Below are 12,607 nucleotides of genomic sequence, written 5' to 3'. Positions count from 1 at the left end.
CCACGAAACCCGCGTCAGACGTACTGTTCCAGCAGCACCAGTTCGGTGCCTTGGTCGGTGTGGTGGTCGTATTCCACGAAGCCCAACCGGGCAGCGACCGCGCGGCTGGGCAGGTTGGTATCGTTGATCATGCAGGCGACCCGCGCCGGGCCAAAGCTTTTGGCGAACCAGGCCAGCACCGCCTGCATCGCCTCGGTCGCGAGGCCCTGCCCCCAGGCCCGGCGCGCAAAGATCCATCCCGCTTCGGGTACGCCGTCGAGCCCCTTGCCGAAGCCGCGCCACGAATGGAACACCCCGGCAATGCCGATCACGTCATCATCGCCACGCCGCCGGACGGTGAAGATTCCGTAGCCATAGAGCGCCCAGCTTCCGGCATTGCGGCACAGGCGGTTGAACTCTTCTTGCGCGCTGGTCGGCCGGTTGCCGAGATGCAACCGCACCGCATCATCGGCCAGCAAAGCGATCAGCCCGGCATGATCGCCCGACCGGGGCAGCCAAAGGTCGAGCCGTTCAGTCGAAAGCAGCGGTTCGGTCATGGCACCCCTTCTATTTCAGCAAGACATCGACCGCATGGATGGCAACGCCCACCAGTCCGCCAACGACCGTGCCGTTGATGCGGATGAACTGCAAGTCGCGCCCCACGGCGCCCTCGATCCGGTCGGTTACCGTGCGCGCATCCCAGCGGCGCACGGTTTCGGACACCAGCCGCACGATCTGTCCGCCATAGCGCGTCGCGATCCCCACCAACGTGCGGCGGGCAAAGCGGTTGACCAGCAGCCGCAGCCGCGCATCATGCTGCAACGCGCGGCCCAGTTCGGCCAGAGGCTGACCCAGTTGGCCATCCAGGGCCCCCTGCGGCTGGCGTACCAGTTGCAGCAGGCGCGAGCGGCCGCGCTCCCACAGGCTGTCCAGCCAGGCGGCGAAGGCCGGATTGCGGAGCGCTTCGGTCTTCATCCGTTCGACCCGCGCGTGCATCGCCGGATCGTTGATCAGATCGTGGGCGAGCTGCTCGAGCCCTTCCTCGATCTTGCGCCGCAACGGATGGTCGGGCAGCACCACCACTTCGGCCAGCAGCTTGTACAGGGCGTCAAGCACCGCGCTGGCCAGCCGTTCATCCATGCGGGTCCAGCGCAGCAGCGTGTTGGCGCGATCGTGAATCATCGCGCGCACCAGTTCCTCGTTCGCTTCAAGCAGCAGAGCGATCCGGCGGATCAGCGCCTCGATCACCGGCATGTGGCGCCCGTCGGCCAGCATTGCCCCAAGCATGCGCCCCAGCAGCGGGGCAAGGTCGATCCGTTCGATCTGGGCACGCAAGGCCCCTTTGGCCAGCCCGCCAAGCCGTTCCTGATCGAGCGATTCGAGCACGTCGGCCAGCAGGCTGCCGACTCCTTCGCGCAGGCGTCCGGGCCGCGCGCGCGGGTCGGTCAGGAATGCACCGGCTGCGCCTGCGACGTCGAGCGCCGACAACCGGCGCGCAACGACTTGCGGCGTCAGGAAGTTCTGCTGCAGGAACGCCGCCATCATGTCGGCGATGCGGTCCTTGTTGACAGGGATGATCGCGGTGTGCGGGATCGGCAGGCCGAGCGGGCGACGGAACAGCGCCGTCACCGCGAACCAGTCGGCAAGGCCGCCGACCATCGCCGCTTCGGCAAAGGCGCGGACATAGCCCCACACCGGACCACCATGGTCCAGCCACCGGGCAAGCAGGAACAGCCCCGCCATGACCAGCAAAAGCGACCCCGCAAGCAAGCGCATCCGCCGTGCCGCGTCCTGTGCGAACAACGGCGGTAGCGCGCGCTTGCGGGCGGATTTGCTCACTCGGCCGGCTGTTCCGCCAGATGCGTCGCGTCTTTGCCCGGCTGATACGTCAGCACAAGCCGGGCAAGCCAAGGCCCAAGCCGCTTTTCAAGGCCATCGGCAAGGCTGAAACCGGCCGGCACGATCAGCAGGGTCAGCAGGGTCGACAGCGTCAGACCACCGATCACGACAATGCCCATCGGCGCGCGCCAGCCACCATCGCTGCCCAATGCCGACGCGGTCGGCACCATGCCGGCGACCATCGCCACCGTGGTCATGATGATCGGCTGGGCCCGCTTGTGCCCGGCCTCGATGATCGAATCGAGCTTGCCGCGGCCAGTCGCCATTTCCTCGATCGCGAAGTCGATCAGCAGGATCGAGTTCTTGGCGACGATACCGAACAGCATCAGGATACCGATAAACACCGGCAACGAGATCGACTGGCCGGTGATCAGCAACAGCAGCAGACCACCCAGCGGCGCCAGGAACAGCGAGCCCATGTTGACCAGCGGCGAGATGAAGCGATGGTACAGCAAAACCAGCACCGAGAACACCAGCAGCACGCCTGCGCCCAGAGCAATCCCGAAGTTCTTGATCATTTCGGCCTGAAAGCGGTCTTCGCCCGCCGCCGCATTCGATACGCCTTGCGGCAGGTTCATCATGATCGGCAGGCGCTTGATCGCGGCCATCGCCGTGCCCTTGACCACGCCCGGTGGCAGGTCGGCGCCGACGAACACGCGGCGTGTCTGGTTGTAGCGCTGGATCGAGGTTGGGCCGGAACCGAAACTGATCGTGGCGACGCGCGACAGCGGCACCGAACCACCCGAAATCGTCGGCACGGGAAGATTTTCCAGCGTGCCAAGGTCGCGGCGCGAATTGACCGGAAGCTTGACGCGGATCGGCACCTGACGATCGGACAGCGAGAACTTGGCGCTGTTCTGGTCGATTTCGCCCTGCGTGCCAATGCGGATGACCTGGCTAAGCGCTTGTGTGGTTACACCAAGGTCGGCGGCAAGGTCGAAGTGCGGGGTGATAATGATCTCGGGACGCCGCAGATCGGCGCTGATGCGCGGCGCGACCACTTCCTTGACGGTGCTCATCTGGTCGACCAGCGTTTGCGCGGTGCGTTGCAGCAGGTCGGGATCGGAACCGGCCAGCATCACGCTGATCGGCCGGCCCGAACCGCTGCCCGGCCCTGCTCCGTTCTGGCTGGCGAACGTCACCCGCGCATCGGGAACCCGCTGCAGCACGGTCGCCATTTCGCGCTCGAACTGGATGCTCGAGCGAGCGCGGTCGGGGTTGAACTCGATGAAGATGCGGGCACTGGCTTCGTTGACCCGCTCGAGCGCGTGGTGAACTTCGGGCTGGCCACGAACCAGCGCGAGCACCTCATCGGCCTTCCGCTCGGTCTGCTCGAGCGTGGTGCCGGGCACCATTTCGATGTTGATCTGGCTGGAATCGGTATCGATATCGGGAAAGAACTGGCTGGGGATCGACAGCATCAGGATCACGGTCAGGGCCAGCGCGCCCATGCCGATGCCCATCATCCACAAGCGGTGGTCGCGCAATCGCGCCCGCACCCGCTCGCCGACATAATGCCACCAGGCGCCAAACCGGCCTCCGATCGTTCGCGCCAGCACCTTGGCGATCAGCAGCACCGCGAAGATGGCACCGATCCCCGCCAGCATCGCCGAAACAGGTGCGATCCATGCCGGGATCGACATGATCGACAGCGGGGTATAGGCCGCGTTGGCTGCCTCGAAGAAGCCGAACAGCGCCGCACCAACGACCAGCGTAAGGATCAGCGGGAACCACCACCGGCCCTTGCTCCGCACGATCCCGAGTCGATAGGCCTGCGCCTTGGTCGTATCGAGCGACCAGTGCAGCACTTTCATGTAGCGATCCATCCACGGGCCGCTGCCATGTTCCTTTTGCCCATGCGATTCAAGGAAGTAGGCCGCGATCATCGGCGTGATCATGCGCGCCACCAGCAGCGAGAACAGCACCGCGATGACCACGGTCAGGCCGAAGTTCTTGAAGAACTGGCCCGACACACCCGGCATCAGCGCCACCGGGAAGAATACCGCAACGATCGAGAACGTGGTGGCCACGACCGCAAGCCCGATCTCGTCTGCCGCGTCGATGGCCGCCTGATACGGACTTTTGCCCATGCGCATATGGCGCACGATGTTCTCGATCTCGACGATGGCGTCATCGACCAGAACGCCCGCAACCAGGCCCAGCGCCAACAATGACATCGTGTTCAGCGTAAAGCCGATCAGGCTCAACACCCAGAAAGTGGGGATCGAGGACAACGGGATGGCGATGGCCGACACGATCGTCGCGCGCCAGTCGCGCAGGAAGAAGAACACCACGATGACCGCTAGCACCGCGCCTTCGACCATCGACGACATCGAGCTGCGGTACTGCTCCTTGGTATACGTCACGTCGGTGAACAGCTTGGTGAACTTGATCTTGTGGTCACGCTCTGCCGACAGCTTGTCGAGTTCGACCAGCGCGGCATCATAGACGCTCACGTCGGATTCGGCGCGGGCGCGCGCGATGCTGAAGGTCACCACCGGCTTGCCGTTGAACTTGGCGATCGAGGTGATCTCGCTGAAGCTGTCGCGAACATCGGCCACTTCGGCAAGGCGGACCGAACGGCCACCCGATATCCCGACTTCGACTTGCGAAAGATCGAAAGCGCTGCGCGCGTTACCGAGCACGCGCACAGCTTGGCGTGAGCCGGCCACTTCAGCCTTGCCGCCCGCCGCGTTGAGATTGACCTGCCGCAGCGTGGCATTGACCTGCGCCGCCGTGATGCCCAGCGACTTCATCCGGCCGGGATCGAGCGTGACCGCGATCTCGCGGTTGACCCCGCCCGCACGCTGGACTTCGGCCATGCCGGGAATAGCCAGCAGGCGCTTGGCCACCGTATCGTCGATGAACCACGACAACTGCTCGATGGTCATGTCGTCGGCGGAAACCGCGAAGTATGCGATGGGTTCGGACGAGGTTTCGGCCTTGAACACCTGTGGCTCAAGGATGCCTTCTGGCAGTTCGCCGCGCACCCGGTCGACCGCGTTCTTCACTTCGTTGACCGCAGCGTTGATGTCCTGCCCGATCTTGAAGCTCACCATCGTCTGGCTGCTGCCTTCGGACGCGGTGGAAGACAACGTATCGACCCCGGCGATCGTACGGACGCTCGATTCGATTTTCTGGGTGATCTGGTTTTCGATCTCGGTCGGCGCGGCACCGGGCTGGGTGATCGAAACGATCACCATCGGGAACTCGATATCCGGGTTGTTCTGGACCTTCATCCCGTAGAACGAGACAAGGCCCGCCAGCGTCAGCCCGAGAAAGATGACGATCGGCACCACCGGGTTGCGGATCGACCAGGCGGAGATATTGCTGAAGTTCATGGCCAGAAGGTCCGATCAGCCGCCGTGTGGACCGGAAGCGCGCTGCTCCACCGGTCTTACCGTGTCACCAGGGTTGAGGAAGCCACCAGCCCGCAGCACCACCCGTTCGGTGCCATCAAGGCCTGCCGCGATAGCGATGCCTTGTGCGGTGACGTCGCCGATCTTCACCGCGCGTCGCGCCACCTTGTTGCCCTGACCCAGAACGAAGACATAGCTGCCGGTCGCATCTGAAAGGATCGCCGATTCGGGTAGAACCGGGGCGGTCACCGCCCCGCTGCGGATGCGCGCGCTGGCAAAGCCGCCCGGTCGCAGCGCCGCATCATAATCAAGCGCGATCCGCGCAACGCCTTCGCGCGTCTGCACGTCGATGGTCGGCGACAGCTGCCAGATCTTGCCGGTAAAGCTGCGGCCACTGCCAACCGGGGTGACTTCGGCCGACTGGCCGACCGCCAGCCGCGCGAGGTTGTCCTCGGACAGGCGCGCCTGCATTTCGAGTTCGCCGTCCTTGGCGATGCGGAACAGCACGCCCGAACCGCCACTGACTACCTGACCCGGCTCGACACCGCGCGTCAGCACCAGCCCAGCAGCGGGGGCCACGACGTTGAGCCGCGCGGTGCTGGCCTGCAACTGGCCCAGCGAGGCGCGCGCCACCCGGACCGAAGCTACCGCTGCATCGCGGGTGGCGGTCAGGCGATCGACGTCGGCGTTTGAAATGAACCCCTTGGCCACCAGTTTGAGCGCGCGGTCGAGGTTGGATTGCGCGATCCGGGCATTGGCATCCTGCACCGCGACGTTGGCCGCTTGCCCTGCGATCTGCTGGCTTTGCACGGACCGGTCGACCACCGCCAGCACCTGTCCCTGACGCACCCAAGTGCCGGCATCGACCAGCACGCTGACGACGCGGCCGCCCTCGCCCGCGATGCCCACCGGCAAATCACGCCGCGCGGCGATTGCGCCGCTGGCGTTGATGTTGCCTTCGACCGTGGTCTGCCCCGGCGCGATCACCGAAACCGTCTGCGCCTGGCTGGCTGCGTTGCCACCGGCCGCGGCATCCGTGGCTCCACCATGACGCAGTGCGAACCAGCTTGCCGTCAACAGCAAGGCGACGACGATTCCCCCGGGGATCGCCCAGCGCCGGAGGGTTCCGGGTGCCGAGGCGTCACGCGCTGAAAGATCGGTCGCAGCCGTATCGGGCACGCCGTCGGCGTAGTCGACCGCATCGGCGGTTTTCAAGGTGGACTCGTAATTCATGTCTTTCACGTGCCCTGCCCCCGTCGAACAACCGTGCCCGGGCGACGGGAAACGGCCTTACGCGCACGAGGAATCTTTTAGGAAAAAACCAACGTTGCCGCAGAACTGCAGCACCGCTCTTATCGCCCGCACAGTGTTGGAAATAGACGGCAATCCGACGAGTTGCAATTGCTGCTCTGCGAACGACAGGAGAACGCCCCCAAAGGCACTCTTTTCCTTGCCCCCACGAAGAAGGCGGCCACCCCCCCGGATGACCGCCATTCCTTGAATTCCGGGCCGGGTTGCCCCGGCATTTCTGAAGTTCTCAGTATCTCAGTACTTGAGCTGGCGCTCATAAAGGTCGCGGTAGTGTTGCAGTCGGGTAACACGCAGACCCTGCATGCCCGACCGGTCGACGGCACGCTGCCATGACGCGAACTCTTCCAGCGTCAGGCTGTAGCGTTCGCAGACTTCGTCGATGGTCAGCAGGCCACCGTTGACCGCGGCCACCACTTCGGCTTTGCGGCGCACAACCCAGCGGGTCGTTGAGGCCGGAGGTAGGTTGTCCAGCGTCAGCGGCTCGCCCAACGGCCCGATGACCTGAGACGGCTTGATTTTCTGGTTTTCGATCATGGCAACTCTCGTCGGCTCTGCTCGGGGCGGGGGGCTGAGGCAACTGGCCTCTGCATGTCGTCGGTTTTGCCGTCTGCGTATTTGCCATTCACTGAAGATGCAGGGTTAACGCGCTCTTCATTTTTGCGCGCCTTGTGCGATGCAATGCCCGCTGAGAGGTCGGATACCGGCCTGCTGCCACCCGTACCCAACAGCAGCATCGCCGCAGGATGGTGAAAACTGCCGCCTGTGCCGAACGTCTGCACAGACGTGCGCCCTGGCGCCCCGGCAAGCGTCGCATCGGCCGCGAACAAGCCTTCGCGTCGCAAGTCCTGCGCTGCGGCCAAGCGCGCGCACAACTCGCGCCAGCCGAGCGGTCGCAACCGGCCAGCCGTTTCAGCCGCCTCGACGGGCTGAGAATCGTCGAATCCCATTTCCATGCCCAGCGGCATAGGCCCATGACAGATAAAGGACGGTAAAGACCCGTTTCATGAATGGTTAGCTTTCGTTAACGGCGGACGCCGCAGTTCTACCAAGCGCCGAGAGCCAAATCGGCGCACTCCGGGCGGCTGCGAGCGCGCGGCGAGCGACGGGAGCGGGGACAGCGGGGGCAGCAGGGGCAGTCCCGGCAAGTTTTTGCTGCCGGGCGCGCGGAACTGGCCTAAGGCGACGGACATGACTGCGCTTTCCGGCCTTTCCGCCTCCGCCATCGATCCGTTTGCCCTGTTCGACCTTGCCGCGCCGGCAAGCGCGCGGCGCATCGTCGTGGCCATGTCGGGCGGGGTGGACAGCTCGGTAGTTGCCGGGCTTGCCGCCGCCAGCGGGGCCGAGGTCATCGGTATCACCCTGCAATTGTACGATTATGGCGCGGCCACCGGGCGCAAGGGTGCGTGCTGCGCCGGCGACGACATCCGCGATGCGCGCGCCGTAGCGGACCGACTGGGCATCGCCCACTATGTCTTCGACCACGAATCGCGCTTTCGCGAAGACGTGGTCGATCGCTTTGCCGACGACTATCTGGCCGGACGCACGCCGATTCCCTGCATCCGTTGCAACATGGGGCCCAAATTCACCGACCTGCTGGCGATGGCGCGCGAACTGGGCGCCGATTGCCTCGCCACCGGGCACTATGTCCGCCGCGTGGTCGGGCCGCACGGGGCCGAACTGCACCGCGCGCTCGATCCGGCGCGCGACCAGTCCTACTTCCTGTACGGCACCACGCAAAAGCAGCTCGAGTTTCTGCGCTTCCCGCTGGGCGGGCTGCCCAAGCCCGAAGTGCGCAAACTTGCCGCAGAGCTTGGTCTTGCGGTTGCGGCCAAGCCGGACAGTCAGGACATCTGCTTCGTGCCCGATGGCGACTATGCCAAAGTGGTCGAGCGAGTCCGCCCCGGCGCGAGCGTGGCGGGCGACATCGTTCATGCGCAGACCGGCGCGGTGCTGGGCCAGCACAAGGGCGTGATCCACTATACCGTGGGCCAACGGCGCGGGCTGGAGATTGGCGGCCTTGCCGAACCGCTCTATGTCGTGGGCATCGACGCTGCCACCAATCGCGTGCTGGTGGGACCGCGCGCGCTGCTGGCGGTCCGCCGGGTCCGCGTGATCGAGACCAACCGCATCGGCCCGCTGCCCGATGATGCTCCGCTGAGCATCAAGGTGCGATCGCTGGCCAAGCCCGCCCCGGTGGTGCTGGAAGGCGCGTTTGGTGGCGATTCCACCGCCAGCTTGCGCTTTGTCGAGCCGGAATTCGGCGTCGCGCCTGGCCAGGCGGCGGTCCTCTATGCCGGGGATCGCGTGATCGGCGGCGGCTGGATCGAGGCGACCGAAGCAGCCGAACCCATCGCCGCCTAACCGCGCACCTTCATTCCTTCGGGGACGGGCTGCGGCCTTCTTCGGGCCACGTTTCCAGAACGCAGCCGTAGCCCTCGCGATAGGTGGCGGTCTGGCGCGACAGGAACAGATAGCTGGCGGTTACGCTGCGCGCAGTGTCATCTTCGGACAGCGTGGCCCAGGCCGTCGCCCCCTCCAGATCCTTGCGGCAATCGCCAAGTGGCCGTCCGCCGACGAAACGGCACGAACACCCCACCCGCGCGGCATAGGACGCAGCGGTTTGCGACAGACCTTGCACCGGTTCGCGATAAGCATAGCCGAAGCCCGCCACCACCAGCACGATCAGCAGCGCAAGGCGCGCAAGCCAACGCCGCACCGGCCGGGCGCGCGGAAATGGTGCGGCATAGCGCGGGCCGTCAGCCAAGCTCTGGTCAGGGGATGAAGGCTGCATGGCCATTGCCGTTATGGTCAATCTCATGGAAAGGATAGGGCCGATGCCCATCCGCAAGTTCTCCCTTATCGCCCCCTTGGCCCTGCTGCCAGCCCTGTTCGGCTGTCACGCCGCCGCGCCGTCCGGCCCGCCGCCCCTGCCGCCCGAGGCGCTCAAGGCGGTGGTCGAGCGGCCCGGCACCGGGCGCGAGGCGCTGGCCCGCGCGGTCGATGCGCTGTTCACCGATCCGGCGGCGGGCGAAACCCGCGCGGTGATCGTGATGCACAAGGGTCGCATCGTGGCCGAACGCTATGCCCCCGGCTATCACGAGAACACGCGCTTCATCAGCTGGTCGATGGCCAAGAGCGTGACCGGCGTGATGATCGGCATGCTCGTGTCCGACGGGCGCCTGAAGCTCGACGAATCGGCGCCGGTCGCCGAATGGCAGCGCCCCGGCGATCCGCGCGGCGAGATCACCTTGCGACAGCTGCTGCAGATGCGATCGGGCCTGAAGCACATGGAAGCAGGCGATCCGGTATACCGCTCGGACGAAGTGCGGATGCTGTTTCTCGATGGCCGCAACGACATGGCGCGCTATGCCGAGGACCAGCCGCTGGAATTCGAACCGGGCGCGAAGTTCGTCTATTCGTCCAACACCAGCGTGATCCTGGCCGATCTGGCCGCGCGCGTACTGGCCCCGGCGCAAGACCCCGACAGCCGCCGCCGTGCCGTGGCCGAGTACTTGCGCACCCGCTTGTTCGAACCGGCGGGCATGCGCTCTATGGTGCCCGAGTTCGATGCGGCCGGCACGCTCATCGGCGGCAGCATGATTCACGGCAGCGCGCGCGATTGGGCCCGCTTCGGCGAATTCCTGCGCAACAAGGGTTCGGCCGGCGGGGTACAGATGGTGCCGCGCCAGTGGGTGGACTTCATGACCCGGCCTTCCCCGCGCGAATCGCAATACGGCGCGCAGATCTGGCTCAACCGCAAGCCGGCGCATGGGGAGGCATCGCTGTTCCCCGAGCGTGGCCCGGCCGACCTGTTCGCCGCCGAGGGGCATGTCGGCCAGTTCGTTCTGGTTGCGCCCAGCCGCGAACTCGTGGTCGTTCGCCTCGGCATGACGCCAGAGGATCGCCTGCACCCGCTGGTCAGCCTGCTGGGCAATGTTGTTGGATTGTACCAGCCTTAGGGAAGCGTTCGATCGGGCGGTGGAGCCGTCAGGCGATGTTCGAGGCGGCAAGGATGGCGACGGCGATCAGCAGCGCCCCCAAGCCGACCAGAAACACCTTGTCAGCGGTCCGCTCGCACTGTTCGGCGCCGTCATTTCGTATGGATAAATATGAAAAAATCGAACTGGCGCAGAAGCTGAGCGCGGCAACCCATGCAACCTCGTCGGCAAGCGTCTGCCCCGAATTCTTGGTGAGATGAAGGCCTGCGATGATCAGCAGACTGATCCCCAGCAGGTTGCCCGCAGCGTTCAGGATATGGTGCGACTTTTCCATGGGGAAGCCCTTGGAATGCGCATCCTGAATGCCGCAAAAACAACGTTCATGCAGGCAAAGCAAACCTAAAGCGGCCTAACCCCGTGGACTGCCCTGCACCAGCAGCGCCGGGCTTTCGCCCTCAGGCCCGGGCTCTAGCAAGTCGCGCGCGCCCAGTTCCTCTTCGTCGACATGGCCTTCGGGATCGGGGTGGATGAGGATCTCGATCCCGGGGAATTCGGCCAGCAGCTTGGCCTCGATCTCGTCCATCACGCGGTGCGCCTCGGCCACGGTCATGTGGCCATCGACCCAGACATGGAACTGCACGAAGTCACGGTGACCGCTGGTGCGGGTGCGCAAATCATGCAGGCCGCGCAACTCGGGATGTTGCGCCACCACCGTCAAGAATCGCTCGCGCTTTTCCAGCGGCCATTCCTGATCCATCAACTGTTCGATCGCTTCCTGCGACGCGCTCCACGCGCCCCACCCCAGCCACGCCGCGATGGCCAGCGCGAACACCGCATCCGCTCCCGCCAGCCCGGCATAGTGATCAAGCAGCAGTGCGGCGATGACGGCAAGGTTGAGGTAGAGGTCCGACTTGTAGTGCACGTTGTCGGTGCTGATCGCCAGACTGCGGGTCTGGCGCAGGACATGGCCCTGATAGGCAACCAGCGCCAGTGTCGCGGCGATGGCGATGACCGAAACGACCACGCCCGAATCGGCCTCTGCCACTTTCTCGCCACCGCCGAACTGACCGATTGCGCGCCATGCCAGGCCGATCGCCGAAATCGAGATCAGCACAACCTGGAACATCGCGCCCAGCGCCTCGGCCTTGCCATGGCCGAAGCGGTGGTTCTGGTCAGCCGGCTGAGCGGCGTACCAGACCGCGCCCAGCGTCGCGAGGCTGGCGACAAGGTCGAGCGCGGTGTCGGCCAGACTGCCGAGCATCGCGGTCGAGCCGGTCGACCACACCGCCCAGCCTTTCAGCCCGAGCAGCAGCGTAGCGACGGAAATGCTGGCAAAGGCAGCGCGACGGTTGAGGCCGGCGTTCAGGGCGTGGGGATCGGTCATGATGCCATCTTACGGGTAAAGCAGCGTGCTGTTCCACCCTTGCATAGCATCGCGCACAAAACGGCGGCGTTCGTGCAGCCGATGATCGCGATCCTGCCAGAACTCGATGGCCGCAGGCGTGACACGATAGCCCGACCAGTGCCCCGGGCGCGGCACGTTGCCATCGGGGTACTGTGCACGCAGCAATTCGACCCGGTCGAGGTAGTCCTGCCGCGCCGCCAGCGGGCGCGACTGGTCTGACGCCGCCGAGCCCAGCCGCGATTCCGGATGCCGACTGGCGAAATAGGCGTCGGCCTCTGCCGAGGTCACCTCGGTGATGGTCCCTTCGACACGAATCTGGCGGCGCAGGCTTTTCCAGTGGAACAGCAGCGCAACGTGGTCGTTGGCGGCCAGTTCGCCGCCCTTGCGGCTGTGGAAGTTGGTGTAGAACACGAATCCATCGGGACCGTGTCCTTTCAGCAGCACCATCCGCACCGACGGCACGCCATCGGGCGTGGCGGTGGCCAGCGCCATGGCGTTGGGGTCATTGGGTTCATGCACGCGGGCCTGCGCGAACCAGTCCTCGAAGATGGCGAAGGGATCGCCTGCGGGAATGGCGTCAGAAGCGCTGGCTTGAGGGGCGCTGGCGGGTGTGGTCACGGGCATGTCCTGTAGCTGTTGGCGGGCCGACGTTTCGGCCCCGTTCTGTCTGCTGCAAACGGATCGGGAACCATGACCGGGATCAATGCAGCGCGCCG

12 protein-coding genes are annotated in these 12,607 nt (G+C 65.4%); 2 read left to right on the top strand and 10 right to left on the bottom strand.

The window, feature by feature from the left end:
• Positions 1–14 precede the first annotated feature (14 nt).
• The 6 genes from LDN95_RS10605 to LDN95_RS10580 form a co-directional block, all read right to left on the bottom strand.
• Positions 15–536 carry a GNAT family N-acetyltransferase gene (locus LDN95_RS10605; protein ID WP_226017649.1) on the bottom strand — a complete coding sequence of 174 codons (522 nt, stop codon included), beginning with the start codon at positions 534–536 and terminating at the stop codon, positions 15–17.
• Positions 537–546: 10 nt separating this feature from the next.
• The gene (locus tag LDN95_RS10600) at positions 547–1,755 is read right to left on the bottom strand and encodes a DUF445 domain-containing protein (protein ID WP_226017739.1); all 1,209 of its coding nucleotides are present in this window, start codon (positions 1,753–1,755) and stop codon (positions 547–549) included.
• Positions 1,756–1,814: 59 nt separating this feature from the next.
• Complete coding sequence (locus LDN95_RS10595; RefSeq protein WP_226017648.1) at positions 1,815–5,219, bottom strand: efflux RND transporter permease subunit; 3,405 nt, start codon at positions 5,217–5,219, stop codon at positions 1,815–1,817.
• Between the two features lie 15 nt (positions 5,220–5,234).
• Entirely contained in the window at positions 5,235–6,470 is a 1,236-nt protein-coding gene (locus LDN95_RS10590; RefSeq protein ID WP_226017647.1) for an efflux RND transporter periplasmic adaptor subunit, read from the bottom strand.
• Between the two features lie 312 nt (positions 6,471–6,782).
• Entirely contained in the window at positions 6,783–7,082 is a 300-nt protein-coding gene (locus LDN95_RS10585) for a DUF1153 domain-containing protein (protein ID WP_226017646.1), read from the bottom strand.
• A complete protein-coding gene (locus LDN95_RS10580; protein ID WP_226017645.1) occupies positions 7,079–7,495 on the bottom strand; it encodes a hypothetical protein in 417 nt (138 codons plus the stop codon). Before LDN95_RS10580 ends, LDN95_RS10585 begins: the two co-directional genes overlap by 4 nt.
• 241 nt (positions 7,496–7,736) lie before the next feature.
• Here LDN95_RS10580 and mnmA point away from each other — a divergent pair, with 241 nt between their 5' ends.
• Entirely contained in the window at positions 7,737–8,909 is a 1,173-nt protein-coding gene (mnmA, locus tag LDN95_RS10575; protein WP_226017644.1) for a tRNA 2-thiouridine(34) synthase MnmA, read from the top strand.
• Between the two features lie 10 nt (positions 8,910–8,919).
• Here the strand turns inward: mnmA and LDN95_RS10570 are convergent, their stop codons facing one another.
• Positions 8,920–9,360, bottom strand: coding sequence for a hypothetical protein (locus tag LDN95_RS10570; protein WP_226017643.1), 441 nt, complete (start codon positions 9,358–9,360; stop codon positions 8,920–8,922).
• Between the two features lie 22 nt (positions 9,361–9,382).
• Here LDN95_RS10570 and LDN95_RS10565 point away from each other — a divergent pair, with 22 nt between their 5' ends.
• Positions 9,383–10,507 carry a serine hydrolase gene (locus LDN95_RS10565; RefSeq protein WP_226017642.1) on the top strand — a complete coding sequence of 375 codons (1,125 nt, stop codon included), beginning with the start codon at positions 9,383–9,385 and terminating at the stop codon, positions 10,505–10,507.
• 28 nt (positions 10,508–10,535) lie between these two features.
• Here LDN95_RS10565 and LDN95_RS10560 read toward each other — a convergent pair whose 3' ends face one another.
• The 3 genes from LDN95_RS10560 to pdxH all read right to left on the bottom strand — a co-directional run bounded on the left by LDN95_RS10560 (position 10,536) and on the right by pdxH (position 12,515).
• Entirely contained in the window at positions 10,536–10,820 is a 285-nt protein-coding gene (locus LDN95_RS10560; protein ID WP_226017641.1) for a hypothetical protein, read from the bottom strand.
• A 75-nt stretch (positions 10,821–10,895) separates the two neighbouring features.
• A complete protein-coding gene (locus LDN95_RS10555) occupies positions 10,896–11,870 on the bottom strand; it encodes a cation diffusion facilitator family transporter (RefSeq protein WP_226017640.1) in 975 nt (324 codons plus the stop codon).
• Between the two features lie 9 nt (positions 11,871–11,879).
• On the bottom strand, positions 11,880–12,515 hold the full coding sequence (gene pdxH, locus LDN95_RS10550) for a pyridoxamine 5'-phosphate oxidase (RefSeq protein WP_370631679.1): 636 nt from the start codon (positions 12,513–12,515) through the stop codon (positions 11,880–11,882).
• Positions 12,516–12,607: the final 92 nt, after the last annotated feature.

It is taken from the genome of Novosphingobium sp. FKTRR1, from assembly GCF_020404405.1.
Lineage (GTDB): Bacteria > Pseudomonadota > Alphaproteobacteria > Sphingomonadales > Sphingomonadaceae > Novosphingobium.
The sequence above is the reverse complement of the archived record's forward strand: the minus strand, read 5'-3'. Positions and strand labels throughout refer to the sequence as shown.